The sequence below is a fragment of the Pseudomonas sp. DR 5-09 genome (genome assembly GCF_001655595.1).
Taxonomy (GTDB): domain Bacteria; phylum Pseudomonadota; class Gammaproteobacteria; order Pseudomonadales; family Pseudomonadaceae; genus Aquipseudomonas; species Aquipseudomonas pharyngis.
Genome location: NZ_CP011566.1, coordinates 6,298,789 through 6,313,061 on the forward strand (window position 1 = coordinate 6,298,789; position 14,273 = coordinate 6,313,061).

The 14,273-nt window shown below is 61.4% G+C and carries 13 protein-coding genes; 2 read left to right on the forward strand and 11 right to left on the reverse strand.

What is annotated here, in order from left to right; genetic code table 11:
- Positions 1-74 precede the first annotated feature (74 nt).
- The 7 genes from PDR5_RS28470 to PDR5_RS28500 form a co-directional block, all read right to left on the reverse strand.
- On the reverse strand, positions 75-1,031 hold the full coding sequence (locus tag PDR5_RS28470; RefSeq protein WP_064600497.1) for a response regulator: 957 nt from the start codon (positions 1,029-1,031) through the stop codon (positions 75-77).
- 177 nt (positions 1,032-1,208) lie between these two features.
- On the reverse strand, positions 1,209-1,970 hold the full coding sequence (phoU, locus tag PDR5_RS28475; RefSeq protein WP_007954334.1) for a phosphate signaling complex protein PhoU: 762 nt from the start codon (positions 1,968-1,970) through the stop codon (positions 1,209-1,211).
- 71 nt (positions 1,971-2,041) lie between these two features.
- Positions 2,042-2,875, reverse strand: a complete 834-nt coding sequence (gene pstB / locus PDR5_RS28480) for a phosphate ABC transporter ATP-binding protein PstB (protein WP_007954333.1) — start codon at positions 2,873-2,875, stop codon at positions 2,042-2,044.
- A gap of 82 nt (positions 2,876-2,957) precedes the next feature.
- Positions 2,958-4,628 carry a phosphate ABC transporter permease PstA gene (gene pstA / locus PDR5_RS28485; protein WP_064600499.1) on the reverse strand — a complete coding sequence of 557 codons (1,671 nt, stop codon included), beginning with the start codon at positions 4,626-4,628 and terminating at the stop codon, positions 2,958-2,960.
- Positions 4,629-4,644: 16 nt separating this feature from the next.
- A complete protein-coding gene (locus PDR5_RS28490; RefSeq protein WP_170844920.1) occupies positions 4,645-6,678 on the reverse strand; it encodes an ABC transporter permease subunit in 2,034 nt (677 codons plus the stop codon).
- A 424-nt stretch (positions 6,679-7,102) separates the two neighbouring features.
- Positions 7,103-8,104: a phosphate ABC transporter substrate-binding protein PstS gene (locus PDR5_RS28495; RefSeq protein WP_064600501.1), complete on the reverse strand. Its 1,002-nt coding sequence runs from the start codon at positions 8,102-8,104 to the stop codon at positions 7,103-7,105.
- A gap of 154 nt (positions 8,105-8,258) precedes the next feature.
- Entirely contained in the window at positions 8,259-9,557 is a 1,299-nt protein-coding gene (locus PDR5_RS28500; protein ID WP_064600503.1) for an MFS transporter, read from the reverse strand.
- A gap of 378 nt (positions 9,558-9,935) precedes the next feature.
- Here PDR5_RS28500 and PDR5_RS28505 point away from each other — a divergent pair, with 378 nt between their 5' ends.
- Together PDR5_RS28505 and PDR5_RS28510 are read left to right on the forward strand one after the other, a co-directional pair.
- Complete coding sequence (locus PDR5_RS28505; protein WP_003229628.1) at positions 9,936-10,340, forward strand: acyl-CoA thioesterase; 405 nt, start codon at positions 9,936-9,938, stop codon at positions 10,338-10,340.
- Between the two features lie 57 nt (positions 10,341-10,397).
- Positions 10,398-11,297 (forward strand): D-hexose-6-phosphate mutarotase, encoded by a 900-nt coding sequence (locus PDR5_RS28510; RefSeq protein ID WP_064600505.1) that lies wholly within the window; start codon positions 10,398-10,400, stop codon positions 11,295-11,297.
- Positions 11,298-11,423: 126 nt separating this feature from the next.
- On the opposite strand, the gene PDR5_RS28515 is transcribed toward PDR5_RS28510, so the two are convergent.
- From PDR5_RS28515 to purE, 4 genes are all read right to left on the reverse strand, one after another.
- The gene (locus tag PDR5_RS28515; RefSeq protein WP_064379774.1) at positions 11,424-11,960 is read right to left on the reverse strand and encodes a DUF3299 domain-containing protein; all 537 of its coding nucleotides are present in this window, start codon (positions 11,958-11,960) and stop codon (positions 11,424-11,426) included.
- Between the two features lie 103 nt (positions 11,961-12,063).
- Entirely contained in the window at positions 12,064-12,309 is a 246-nt protein-coding gene (locus PDR5_RS28520) for a GlsB/YeaQ/YmgE family stress response membrane protein (RefSeq protein WP_003229635.1), read from the reverse strand.
- A 113-nt stretch (positions 12,310-12,422) separates the two neighbouring features.
- On the reverse strand, positions 12,423-13,505 hold the full coding sequence (locus tag PDR5_RS28525) for a 5-(carboxyamino)imidazole ribonucleotide synthase (RefSeq protein ID WP_011336621.1): 1,083 nt from the start codon (positions 13,503-13,505) through the stop codon (positions 12,423-12,425).
- Positions 13,506-13,515: 10 nt separating this feature from the next.
- A complete protein-coding gene (gene purE, locus PDR5_RS28530; protein WP_007954291.1) occupies positions 13,516-14,007 on the reverse strand; it encodes a 5-(carboxyamino)imidazole ribonucleotide mutase in 492 nt (163 codons plus the stop codon).
- Positions 14,008-14,273: the final 266 nt, after the last annotated feature.

The window sequence follows — 14,273 nt, forward strand, 5'->3', positions numbered from 1 at the left end:
TGGCTCCCACAGGTTCGGTGTGAACCCCGTGGGAGCCAGCCTGCTGGCGATGGCGGACGGTCAGGCGACGAAGATCACGCGCCCGGAACGAAGTGCTTCTGCGCCGTGCCGCGGGCGATCAGGCGGGAGATGTAGTCGAGCTTCTGCGCGTCCTGGTCGACGAAGCGGAAGGTCAGTTGCAGCCAGTCGCTGTCGGGTTTCGGCTCGTGGGCGACGACGGCGTGCAGGTAGCCGTTGAGACGGGCGATTTCGGCGTTGTCGCCCTGCTCCAGATCGAGCACGGCGCTGTCGAGGATCTGCGGCAGGGTGTCGGTGCGTTTCACCACCAGCAGCGCTTCCTTGATGCTCAGGGCCTTGATCACGCATTGCTGGGTGCCGCTAGGGAGGCGCAGTTGGCCCTGACCGCGACCGCCGGCTGGAGCGCTGGACGCTGCAGGAGCTTTCACCGGCGGGCTGTTGAGCAGGCCACGCTGTGGCGCGGCGGCAGGTGCCGGGGCTGCAGCGGCAGGCTTGGCAAACGGGTTGGCCGCCGCCGCAGTCGGTGCGGAACCGACGACCGCAGCCTTGCCGCCGGTCAACGCGCTCAGGGAGTCGTTGCCGAACGCCGAGTTCATCTTGGTTGGAGCGCTGTTCATCAGAGTGTCGAGCTTGCCGACCTTGTTCAGGGCCTGCTTGACCTTGGTCAGCAGTTGCTCGTTGGTGAACGGCTTGCTGACATAACCGGTAACACCGGCCTGGATCGCCTGCACGACGTTTTCCTTGTCGCCCCGGCTGGTGACCATGATGAACGGCATGGTCTTGAGGTTGTCCTGCTCACGGCACCAGGTCAGCAGTTCGAGACCGGACATTTCCGGCATTTCCCAGTCGCACAGCACCAGGTCGAAGGCTTCCTTGGCCAGCATGGCCTGGGCCTTCTTGCCGTTGATGGCGTCCTCGGTGCGGATCCCCGGGAAGTAATTACGCAGGCACTTTTTCACCAGGTCACGAATGAACGATGCATCGTCCACGACCAACACACTGATCTTGCTCATCCAACACCCCTATTAAAATCCCGGCAAGCATAACGCTGGCTGATGGCACATTGCCAAAACTCTTCAGTCACGCCGGGACTTTTCGTTCGCGGGTGCTGCTTTTTATTTCGGTTCTGCCTATGAAAAGCAGAAACAAAAACGCCCGGCCAAAGGGCCGGGCGCTTTTCTCAGGCAATCTTACTTATCGTCAGCATCGCCCGGAACATTAGCGGTTTCGCCACTTGTCCCTTCAACTTCTTCCTTCATGCGCTTGAGGCCCATGTGCCGCACGTCGGTACCGCGCACCAGGTAAATCACCAGCTCGGAGATGTTGCGCGCGTGGTCGCCGATCCGCTCAAGCGAACGCAGGACCCAGATAATGCTCAAGACCCGCGAGATAGAGCGCGGGTCTTCCATCATGTAGGTCGCCAGCTCGCGCAGGGCGGTCTTGTATTCGCGGTCGATGATCTTGTCGTATTGCGCCACCGACAGCGCCAGGTCGGCGTCGAAACGGGCAAAGGCGTCCAGCGCATCACGCACCATGTTGCGCACCTGGTCGCCGATGTGGCGTACCTCGACGTAACCGCGCGGCGCTTCGCCTTCTTCGCACAACTGGATCGCACGGCGGGCGATCTTGGTCGCTTCGTCGCCGATGCGCTCAAGGTCGATCACCGATTTGGAGATGCTGATGATCAGACGCAGGTCGGACGCCGCCGGCTGACGACGGGCCAGAATGCGCAGGCATTCTTCGTCTATGTTGCGTTCCATCTGGTTGATCTGGTCGTCGATCTCGCGCACTTGCTGGGCCAGGCCCGAGTCGGCCTCGATCAGCGCGGTGACTGCGTCATTGACCTGCTTCTCGACCAGCCCGCCCATGGCCAGCAGGTGGCTGCGCACTTCTTCCAGTTCGGCGTTGAACTGCGCGGAAATGTGATGGGTAAGGCCTTCTTTACTAATCATGTTGGCGTCCTTGGAGCGTCCGGTAAGGTGCGGCGGGCCGCAGCGTCAATTCTGTGAATAACCCGCAACTGTCAGCCGTAACGACCGGTGATGTAGTCTTCGGTCTGCTTCTTGGCCGGATTGGTGAACAGGGTATCGGTGTCGCCGAATTCCACCAGTTTGCCCATGTACATGAACGCCGTGTAGTCGGACACCCGCGCCGCCTGCTGCATGTTGTGGGTCACGATGACGATGGTGAACTTGGATTTGAGCTCGTAGATCAACTCTTCGACTTTCAGGGTCGAGATCGGGTCGAGTGCCGAGCACGGTTCGTCGAGCAGCAGCACTTCCGGTTCCACGGCGATGGTACGGGCGATCACCAGACGCTGTTGCTGACCACCGGACAGACCGAGAGCCGAGTCATGCAGACGGTCTTTGACTTCGTCCCACAGGGCCGCGCCTTTCAGTGCCCACTCGACGGCTTCGTCGAGGATGCGCTTCTTGTTGATGCCCTGGATGCGCAGGCCGTAGACCACGTTTTCGTAAATGGTCTTGGGGAACGGGTTAGGCTTCTGAAACACCATGCCGACCCGGCGACGCAGCTCGGCCACGTCTTCGCCCTTGCGGTAGATGTTGTTGCCGTACAGGTTGATCGCGCCTTCGACGCGGCAGCCGTCCACCAGATCGTTCATGCGGTTGAAGGTACGCAGCAGCGTGGACTTGCCGCAGCCGGACGGGCCGATGAAGGCGGTCACGCGCTGTTTCGGGATGTTCATGCTGACGTCGAACAGCGCCTGTTTCTCGCCGTAGTAGAGGCTCAGGCCCGGCACTTCGATGGCCACGGTTTCCTGCTCGAGGTTCAGGCTCTGCTTGTCGCGGCCCAGGGCAGACATGTTGATGCCGTGGGTATGTGTTTCGTGCTGCATGGGAGATCCCCTGTGCTAACAAATTCGGTTCGGTTGGCTGCCGGGATACAGGCCGGCAGCCCTTCAATTCTTGTGACGGCGATCAGCTGTCCAGCGCCTTGTACTTCTCGCGCAGGTGGTTACGGATGTACACCGCCGACAGGTTCAGGGTGGCGATCACCAGCACCAGCAGCAGCGCCGTGGCATACACCAGCGGCCGCGCGGCCTCGACGTTCGGGCTCTGGAAGCCAACGTCATAGATGTGGAAGCCCAGGTGCATGATCTTCTGATCCAGGTGCAGGTACGGGTAGTTGCCGTCCACCGGCAGCGACGGCGCCAGTTTCACCACACCTACCAGCATCAGCGGCGCCACTTCACCGGCGGCGCGAGCCACGGCGAGGATCATGCCGGTCATCATCGCCGGACTGGCCATCGGCAGAACGATCTTCCACAGGGTTTCAGCCTTGGTCGCGCCGAGGGCCAGCGAGCCTTCACGCACGGTGCGCGGGATACGCGCCAGACCTTCTTCGGTGGCCACGATCACCACCGGCACCGCCAGCAGCGCCAGGGTCAGCGAAGCCCAGAGCAGACCCGGCGTACCGAAGGTCGGTGCCGGCAGCGCTTCAGGGAAGAACAGACGGTCGAGCGAGCCACCGAGCACATAGACGAAGAAGCCCAGACCGAACACGCCGTAAACAATCGCCGGAACACCCGCCAGGTTGTTCACCGCGATCCGGATCACCCGGGTCAGGGTGTTCTGCTTGGCGTATTCACGCAGGTACACCGCCGCCAACACGCCGAACGGGGTCACGATCATCGCCATGATCAGGGTCATCATCACGGTGCCGAAGATCGCCGGGAAAATCCCGCCTTCGGTGTTCGCTTCACGCGGGTCGTCGGACAGGAATTCCCAGACCTTGCTGAAGTAGAAACCGATCTTGGTGAACGTCCCCATCGCGTTCGGCTGGTAGGCGTGAACCACTTTGCCCAGGCCGATTTCGATTTCCTTGCCGTTGGCATCGCGAGCGGTCAGCGCGTCACGGTTGAACTGCGCGTGCAGATCAGCCAGACGGGCTTCGATGTCCTGATAGCGGGCGTTCAGCTCGGCGCGCTCGGATTCCATGTCCGCTTGCGCGGTGGCGTCGAGCTTGCCTTCCAGCTCCAGCTTGCGACCGTGCAGACGGATGCGCTCGAGGCCGGCGTTGATTGCGCCGATATCGGTTTTTTCCAGCGACTTGAGCTGCGCGGCGAGGCCGTTCACGCGGTTGATCCGCGCCTGCAGCTCAGGCCAGGCCGCTTCGCCTTCGGCGATCACCTTGCCGTCCTGTTTGACGTTGACCAGGTAGCCGTAGAAGTTGCCCCACTCACGACGCTCCAGCGCCATCAGCTCCGGCGGATTCTTCTGGTCGGTCAGCCACTCGCCGACGATCCAGGTGAAGTCGTTGCCGTTCAGGTCACGGTTGCCGACCTTGATCAGCTCGCGGGTCATGAATTCCGGACCTTCGTCCGGCACCGGCAGGCCGGCGCTCTTCAGACGGGCGCGCGGCACTTCTTCTTTCTGCACCACTTCGCCCACGACCAGATGCTGGCCCTGGCCCGGTACGTCATAGCTGGCGTGGATCAGATCCGCCGGCCAGAAGTGACCCAGACCGCGCACGGCGATCACCGCCAGCAGGCCAATGGTCATGATGACCGCGATGGACACCGCGCCGCCGCTGATCCAGACGCCGGGGGCGCCGCTCTTGAACCATCCTTTCAGGGAGTTCTGTTTCACAGACTTCTACCTTTGCTTAAAGCGACGAGTATTTCTTGCGCAGACGCTGACGAATCAGTTCCGCGAGGGTGTTCATGACGAAGGTGAACAACAGCAGCACCAGCGCCGAGAGGAACAGCACGCGGTAGTGGCTGCCGCCGACTTCCGACTCCGGCATTTCCACCGCGACGTTGGCGGCCAGGGTGCGCAGGCCTTCGAACAGGTTCATTTCCATGACCGGGGTGTTGCCGGTGGCCATCAGCACGATCATGGTTTCACCGACTGCACGGCCCATGCCGATCATCAGCGCCGAGAAGATGCCCGGGCTGGCGGTCAGGATCACCACGCGCGTCATGGTCTGCCACGGCGTGGCACCGAGGGCCAGCGAGCCCAGGGTCAGGCCGCGCGGCACGCTGAACACGGCGTCTTCGGCGATCGAGTAGATGTTCGGGATCACCGCAAAACCCATGGCCAGACCGACCACCAGTGCGTTGCGCTGGTCGTAGGTGATGCCCAGGTCGTGGGAGATCCACATGCGCATGTCACCGCCGAAGAACCAGTTCTCCATGAACGGGCTCATGTACAGCGACAGCCAGCCCACGAACAGGATCACCGGGATCAGCAGCGCACTTTCCCAGCCATCCGGGACTTTCAGGCGGATCGATTCAGGCAGGCGGCTGAAGGTGAAACCGGCGATCAGGATGCCGATCGGCAGCAGCATCAGCAGGCTGAAGATGCCCGGCAGATGCCCTTCTACATAAGGCGCGAGGAACAGACCGGCGAAGAAGCCGAGGATCACCGTCGGCATCGCTTCCATCAGCTCGATCACCGGCTTGACCTTGCGGCGCATGCCCGGGGCCATGAAGTACGCGGTGTAGATCGCAGCGGCGACGGCCAGCGGTGCGGCCAGCAGCATCGCGTAGAACGCGGCTTTCAGGGTGCCGAAGGTCAGTGGCGACAGGCTCAGTTTCGGTTCGAAATCGGTGTTGGCAGCTGTCGATTGCCAGACGTATTTAGGCTCGTCGTAGTTCTCGTACCAGACCTTGCTCCACAGTGCGCTCCACGAGACTTCCGGGTGCGGGTTGTCGAGCAGCAGCGGTTGCAGCTTGCCGCCGGCTTCGACGATCACGCGGTTGGCCCGTGGCGACAGACCGAACAGGCCCTGGCCTTCGACGACTTGATCGACCAGCAAGGTGCGGTGCGCGGTGCTGTGGAACACGCCGAGCTTGCCGCTGGCATCCAGGGCCAGGAAGCCCTTGCGACGTTCTTCGGCGGAAATTTCAACGATCGGCGTGGTGCCCATCTGGAAGGTGCGGATCTGCTTCAGGCGCAGCTCGCCATCGGTGTCGCGGGCCATGAACCACTGGGCCAGGCCACCCTTGGAGTCACCGACGATCAGCGAGATACCACCGACCAGTTGCGTAGTCGCAGTGACTTCAGCGTCAGCGTTTTCCAGCAGCTTGTAGCGACCGTTGAGGCTCTTGTCGCGCAGGCTGAACACGTCGGCCTGAGCACGCCCGTTGACCACGTACAGCCATTGCTGGCGCGGGTCGACGAAGATGTTTTTTACGGGCTCGGTCATCTGCGGCAGATCGATACGCTTCTGCTCGTTGGTGACTTCGCCGGTCATCATGTTTTCTTCGCTGGTCAGCGACAGCACATTGAGTTGCGAACCGGTGGAGCCGACCAGCATCAGGGTCGAATCGGTGGCATTGAGGCTGACGTGCTCCAGCGCACCGCCACTTTCGTTGAGCGCGATCGGTGTCTCGCCGTACGGATACTCGATGGCCGGAGTGATGGTCTTCTTGCCATCCGGGTAGCTGACTTTATAAGTGTGACGGAACACCAGCGCCTGGCCGTTGGACAGGCCCACGGCCACCAGCGGATGGCCCGGCTGGTCTTCGCCGATGGAGGTCACACTGGCGCCTGCCGGCAGGGGCAGATCGACGCGCTTCAGTTCAGCGCCACTGTCGATGTCGAAGAACAGCGCCTGGCCCTTGTCGGAAACGCGCATGGCCACCTGATTCTGCTCTTCGAGCGAAATCATCAGCGGCTTGCCGGCGTCCTGCATCCAGGCCGGGGTGAGTGCATCTTTCGCGGTCAGGTCGGCACCCTTGAACAGCGGCGCGACCACGTAGGCGAGGAAGAAGAAGATCAGGGTGATGGCTGCCAGTACCGCCAGCCCGCCGACGAGGACGTACCAGCGGGTGAAGCGATCCTTGAGCGCGCGAATGCGGCGCTTGCGTTGCAACTCAGGCGTATTGAAGTCAATGCGCTTGGGAGGGTTCGTAGTCATTTTGGAATTGGCCAGATCATTCATGCGCACACCCTAGCGATCCTGTATGACAGAAAGATGACAATGCAGTGACGCACCAAATCCGCCGCCAGCAGGGCACTGGCAGTGGATAGAAGAATTCGGGGAGTGTGGGGGCCGGGCCGCTTGCGGGCCGGGCCCCACACGTGAGTCAGGCGGGGTTCACCCCTGACTCAGTTTGTTACTTTTTTGCGACTTCAGCGCCGCCTTCCTGCAGACCCAGGTCAGCCAGTGCTTTTGCAGCAACCTTGGCCGGCAGCGGGATGTAACCGTCTTTCACGACCACTTCCTGACCCTGTTTCGACAGAACCAGTTTCACGAACTCGGCTTCCAGCGGGGCCAGAGGCTTGTTCGGGGCTTTGTTGACGTATACGTACAGGAAACGCGACAGCGGATACTTGCCGTTCAGGGCGTTTTCTTCGGTGTCTTCGATGAAGTCCGAGCTGCCTTTCTTGGCCAGGGCCACGGTTTTCACGCTGGCGGTCTTGTAGCCGATGCCCGAGTAACCGATGCCGTTCAGCGAGGAGCTGATCGACTGCACGACCGAAGCCGAGCCTGGTTGTTCGTTGACGTTAGGCTTGTAGTCGCCTTTGCACAGGGCTTCTTCCTTGAAGTAGCCGTAGGTGCCGGATACCGAGTTACGGCCAAACAGCTGAACCGGCTTGTTGGCCAGGTCGCCGGTCACGCCCAGGTCGCCCCAGGTTTTCACGTCGGCTTTGGCGCCGCACAGGCGGGTGGACGAGAAGATCGCGTCAACCTGTTCCATGGTCAGGTGCTGGATCGGGTTGTCCTTGTGTACGAAGACAGCCAGGGCGTCCACGGCGACCGGGATAGCGGTTGGCTTGTAGCCGTATTTCTGTTCGAAGGCCGCCAGTTCGGTGTCCTTCATCTTGCGGCTCATCGGGCCCAGGTTGGAGGTGCCTTCAGTCAGCGCAGGTGGCGCAGTGGCGGAGCCAGCGGCCTGAATCTGGATGTTTACGTTCGGGTATTCTTTTTTGTAGTTCTCGGCCCAGAGGGTCATGAGGTTGGCCAGGGTATCGGAGCCGACGCTGGACAGGTTGCCCGACACACCAGTGGTCTTGGTGTAGCTCGGGATCGCAGGGTCAACAGCGGCAACCGCGTTGGCGGTCGCAACGCCAGCAGCGACAAAAGTCATTGCCGCCATCAAACGCTTCAGTTTCATGCCTTACTCCTAGCAGATAGGGTGTGTTAAGTCGGGGCCAAGTATCAGCAGGCCGTGTGAACACTCTATGGCTGAAATATGACAATTGGATGAAAGGCCAGCATCCCTGTCGGAAGGCTGGCCTTTCAGTTGTAACCGCAAGTGTGAAGTTGGCTTAGCGACCTTTGCTCCACAACCACGCGCCGACCAGGATCCCCATCCCGCACAGCACCGCCACATAGTAGGCAGGCCCCATCGCGCTTTCTTTCAGCAGCAGGCTGACGACCATCGGCGTCAGGCCGCCGAAGATCGCGTAAGCGACGTTATAAGAGAAGGACAGACCGCTGAAGCGCACCACCGGCGGGAAAGCCTTCACCATCACATAAGGCACCGCGCCGATGGTGCCGACCAGAAAACCGGTCAACGCGTACAGCGGGAACAGCCAGTTCGGGTGATCGGCGAGGCTGTGGTAGAAGGTCCAGGAGCTGGCCAGCAGAGCCGCGCAGCCGAACACAAACACGCGACCGGCACCAAAGCGATCCGCCAGCGCGCCGGAAATGATGCAGCCAAAGCTCAGGAACACGATCGCCAGGCTGTTGGATTGCAGCGCGGTGGTCGGCGAGAAGTGATAGACCGTCTGCAGCACGGTCGGGGTCATCAGGATCACCACGACGATGCCGGCGGACAGCAGCCAGGTCAGCAACATCGACACTGCAATGGCCCCGCGATGGTCGCGCAGTACGGCGCGCAGCGGCACTTCTTCGGCCAGGGCCTTGCGCAGTTGCAGTTCGGCGAACACCGGGGTTTCGTGCAGCCAGCGACGCAGGTAAACCGAGAACAGGCCGAACACGCCCCCCAGCAGGAACGGGATCCGCCAGGCGTAATCGGAAACTTCCGTTGGCGTATAGAGGCTGTTGATCGCGGTGGCGACCAGCGATCCCAGCAGGATGCCTGCCGTCAGGCCGCTGGTCAGGGTGCCGCAGGCGTAGCCGATGTGCTTGCCGGGTACGTGTTCGGAAACGAAGACCCATGCCCCCGGTACTTCGCCGCCAATCGCCGCGCCCTGAATGACGCGCATCAACAGCAGCAGGATCGGCGCCCACAGGCCGATCTGCGCGTAGGTCGGCAGCAGGCCCATGATCAGGGTCGGCACGGCCATCATGAAAATGCTCAGGGTGAACATCTTCTTGCGCCCCAGCAGGTCGCCGAAGTGCGCCATCACGATCCCGCCCAGCGGCCGCGCGAGGTAGCCGGCGGCGAAGATGCCGAAGGTCTGCATCAGGCGCAGCCACTCGGGCATGTCGGCCGGGAAGAACAATTTGCCGACCACGGTGGCGAAGAACACAAAAATGATGAAATCGTAGAACTCCAGCGCGCCCCCCAGGGCCGAAAGCGACAGAGTCTTGTAGTCATTGCGGGTCAACGGTCGTGCGGGTTGGTCGGGCTGCGCGAGGCTCGAGGGCGCTGTGGTCATGGCAAGGTCTTCTCTTATAGTCGGATCTGCCGCCACAACAACGCTGGCTGTGGCTCGGGCAGGTTCGGCACCATAGCAAATTGTTCGAAAAAGCACATAGAGGCGCGTATTTGCCGGTCGAAATCAGAACCGGACGGTCGTCGCGGAGTCTACCGACCGATATACTCGCAACCTTGCTCCGGTTTGTAAGGGGTTGCTGTGCGAAAACGTCGTTGGCCCGACCCTTGCTCGGGATTAGCCGGTTTCGCAGAGTTTCTCCTTAGGCGCCTGATGGAAAACGTGACGAACGTAGTATGTTCGGTGCTGAATCGTTTTTCCCGAAGACGGCTACCACCAGCAATACCCAACGAAGAGTCACGGGTCAGAGGCACCCCCGGCATGATAGAGCTCGAACAAGAAGATCCGATCCCGCAAGGCGACCTGGCCCTGCAAATCACCGCGCTACCCCGCGAAACCAACGGCTTCGGCGATATTTTCGGCGGTTGGCTGGTCGCACAGATGGACCTGGCCGGCACGGCCATGGCCAGCCGTGTTGCCGGTGGCCGTGTCGCGACCGTCGCCATCGACCGCATGGCGTTTCTGGTGCCGGTGGCTGTCGGCGCGCAATTGTCCTTTTATACCCAGACCCTGGAAATCGGCCGCAGCTCGATCCAGATGATGGTCGAGGTGTGGAGCGACGACCCGCTGTCCAGCGAGTGGCGCAAGGTGACCGAAGCGGTGTTCGTGTTCGTTGCCATCGATGGCAGCGGTCGCACCCGCTCGGTTCCGCCACGCGCACGTTAAACCTCGCGACCGTTTCACGGTCGATAGTCGTCCAAGTTGCTGATCGAGAGTTGTCCCATGAACACGCCCAACGTTGAAGCCGTGAAACTGGATGAACTGAACTGCTGGCGCATCCGCCACGGTCAGGCCGAAGTGCTGGTGGCCCAGCAAGGCGCGCACATCCTCAGTTATCAGGTGGACGGCCAGCCGCCGATCATCTGGCTGAACGACAAGGCCGTGTTCAAGACCGGCCAGAGCATCCGCGCCGGTGTGCCGGTGTGCTGGCCGTGGTTCGGCAAGTTCGAACGCAACCCGCAGAGCGTGCAGGCCATGTACACAGGTGCGCAACCGGCCCCCGCGCACGGTCTGGTGCGGGCAATGGATTGGGAGCTGGGCGGCATCGAATCAGAGGCTGACGGCGTCAAGGTCGAATTCACGCTGCCCCACCCCGAAGGCGGACTGCCGGGCTGGCCGCATCAGGTCGACCTGACCCTGACCCTGCATTTGTCCGAGCAATTGCAGTTCAGCCTGACCAGCCACAACCGTGGCAACGACACCGTCAGCCTCAGTCAGGCGTTGCACACGTATTTTTCCGTCAGCGATGTGCGCAACGTGCACGTCGCCGGCGTCGATGGCTTGAATTACATCGAGACCCTGGACGACTGGAAGACCTGCACCCAGCAAGGCGACCTGCACTTTGCCGGCGAAACCGACCGCATCTACCTCGACGCCCCGCCGCAACTGAGCATCGTCGACCCGGCCTGGGAGCGGCGCATTGTGCTGACGGCTACCGGCTCGCGCACGGCGGTAATCTGGAACCCGTGGATCGACCGCGCGGCAGCACTGGCCGACATGGACAACGACGGCTGGCAACGCATGCTGTGCATCGAGACGGCGAACGTGATGGACGACGTGGTGACTTTGGCGCCAGGTGCTAGCCATACAATGGGCGTCAGCGTCGGCAGCAAGCCGCTGTAACCAGTACCCCAAAACAAAATGTGGGAGCGAGCCTGCTCGCGAATGCGTTATGTCAGCCACCCTTCAAGTGTCTGATACACCGCTTTCGCGAGCAGGCTCGCTCCCACAGTTGTTTTGGAGTGACTATTACAGATCAGATTCCTGCACCACCCGCACCTTGTCCGCTTCCAGCGCATACGCCGCATCGGCCAGGTCATTGCTGACCTTTTCGATCTTCAGCGTGCCGGTCACCCATAACGGCGTGTAGATATCGTCCAGCTTCAAACCCTTCGGATAGCGCACCAGCACCAGTTGATTCGGTGGCGGTGGCGGCACATGGATGCAGGCGCCCGGGTACGGCACCAGGAAGAACAGCGTGCTGCGACCCTTGGCGTCGGATTCCAGCGGCACCGGATAACCGCCGATGCGGATGTGTTTGTCATTCATCGACGCTACGGTCTTGGTCGAATACATCACCGCCGGCAAACCTTTGGCCTGCTTCATCCCGCCTTTCTGGGTGAAGGTGCCGGTGGCTTCCGGGGAGTTGTGGTCGATTTCAGGCATGGCCTCGAGGGCTTTCTGGTCCGACTTGGGCATCAGTTCCAGCCAGTCGGTTTCCGGCAGTTCGCCGGCGTGGGCCAGACCGCTGCCCAGCAAAAGGAGAGTCAACAGAAGACGGCGCATGAAGGTGCTCGGTAAAGGATGCTCGAAAAGGGAGGGGACGTTGAATCGCCGAGCATTTTAGCCCTCCCCGCCGGATTGGCGGAGAGGACTTTGTCGCTTTGAATCAGTTCTTTTTGATCAGGCCGTAGATCACCAGCAATACGATGGCGCCAACCAGCGCACCGATGAAACCTGCGCCCTGACCGGCCTGATAAATGCCCAGAGCCTGGCCTCCATAAGTGGCTGCCAGCGAACCGCCGATACCGAGCAGGATGGTCATGATCCAGCCCATGCTGTCATCGCCCGGTTTCAGGAACCGCGCCAGCAGGCCGACGATGAGGCCGATAAAGATGGTTCCGATAATTCCCATGGCATTTCCCTCTGAATGGTAGATATGCGATGAAGCCTAGCCAGACTTTCGCATCCTGCCATCAGAGAACGGCGGCCCCTTAATGGTTCCGCCTCTGCCAGATGAAACTGTCGTTACTCGGCGATCAGCGCTTCGACCTTGAGGATCTGCTGCTCGAGGGTCGCCTTGTCCTTGCAGCGCAGGTTGGCGTGACCGACCTTGCGCCCGGCCTTGAAGGCCTTGCCGTAGTGATGCAGGTGGCAATCGTCGATGGCGATGACCTTCTCGACCGGCGGCACCACACCGATGAAGTTGAGCATCGCGCTCTCGCCGACCTTGGCGGTCGAGCCCAGCGGCAGACCGGCAACGGCCCGCAGGTGGTTTTCGAACTGGCTGCACTCGGCGCCTTCGGTGGTCCAGTGCCCGGAGTTGTGCACGCGCGGGGCGATTTCGTTGGCCTTGAGGCCACCGTCGACTTCAAAGAACTCGAACGCCATCACACCGACATAATCCAGCTGCTTGAGCACGCGGCTGGAATAGTCTTCGGCCAGAGCCTGCAGCGGGTGATCGGAGCTGGCGACCGACAGCTTGAGAATGCCGCTGTCGTGGGTGTTGTGCACCAGTGGATAGAATTTCGTCTCGCCATCGCGGGCGCGCACGGCGATCAGCGACACTTCACCGGTAAATGGCACGAAGCCTTCCAGCAGGCAAGGCACGCTGCCCAGTTCGGCGAACGTACCGACCACGTCTTCCGGCTTGCGCAGGACTTTCTGGCCCTTGCCGTCGTAACCCAGGGTGCGGGTTTTCAGCACGGCCGGCAGGCCGATCGACGCAACGGCGGCGTCCAGGTCGGCTTGCGACTGGATGTCGGCGAACGCCGGGGTCGGAATCCCCAGGTCCTTGAACATGCTCTTTTCGAACCAGCGGTCGCGGGCGATACGCAGGGCTTCGGCGCTCGGGTAGACCGGCACGAATTGCGACAGGAACGCCACGGTTTCCGCCGGGACGCTTTCAAACTCGAAGGTCACCAGATCGACTTCATCGGCCAATTGACGCAGATGATCCTGATCGCCGTAATCGGCCCGCAGGTGTTCGCCCAGCGCAGCGGCACAAGCGTCCGGCGCAGGGTCGAGGAAAGCGAAGTTCATGCCCAGCGGAGTACCCGCCAAGGCCAACATGCGACCCAACTGGCCGCCACCGATTACACCGATCTTCATCTCAACAACCTCAGGCAATACGTGGGTCTGGATTGTCCAGGACGCTGTCTGTCTGCTCGGCACGGAAGGTTTTCAGTACCGCGTGGAATTGTGGATGCTTGGCGCCCAGGATGCTCGCCGACAACAGCGCGGCGTTGATCGCGCCGGCCTTGCCGATGGCCAGGGTGGCGACCGGAATACCGGCCGGCATCTGCACGATCGACAGCAGCGAGTCGACACCCGAAAGCATCGCCGACTGCACCGGCACGCCCAGCACCGGCAGGTGGGTCTTGGCCGCACACATGCCTGGCAGGTGGGCTGCGCCACCGGCACCGGCGATAATCACCTCGATGCCGCGGCCTTCAGCCTCTTCGGCGTACTGGAACAGCAGATCCGGGGTGCGGTGGGCAGAAACCACCTTGACCTCGTACGGGATGCCGAGCTTTTCCAGCATATCGGCGGTGTGGCTAAGGGTGGACCAATCGGACTTGGAGCCCATGATCACGCCAACCAGTGCACTCATCGTCGCGCCTCTTCTCTCTGGGCGCCCGCAGGCGCGTCAAAAACAACAAGCCACGCAGGATGCGTGGCTTGTTGTAGGAAAAATGGCCGGACGAACCGGCCGAAGGCCGCGCAGTATACCGCAAAGAAAGCAATAAACAGCCCCCGTTGCGACCATCTGTCATCTGGTCAGAATCATTCATCCAATTGACTTCAGGATCAAGAATCTGGCGCCCATTTTTCTAAAAACAAAGAACGTCCATACGTTCATATAAGTGCACTTTCAGC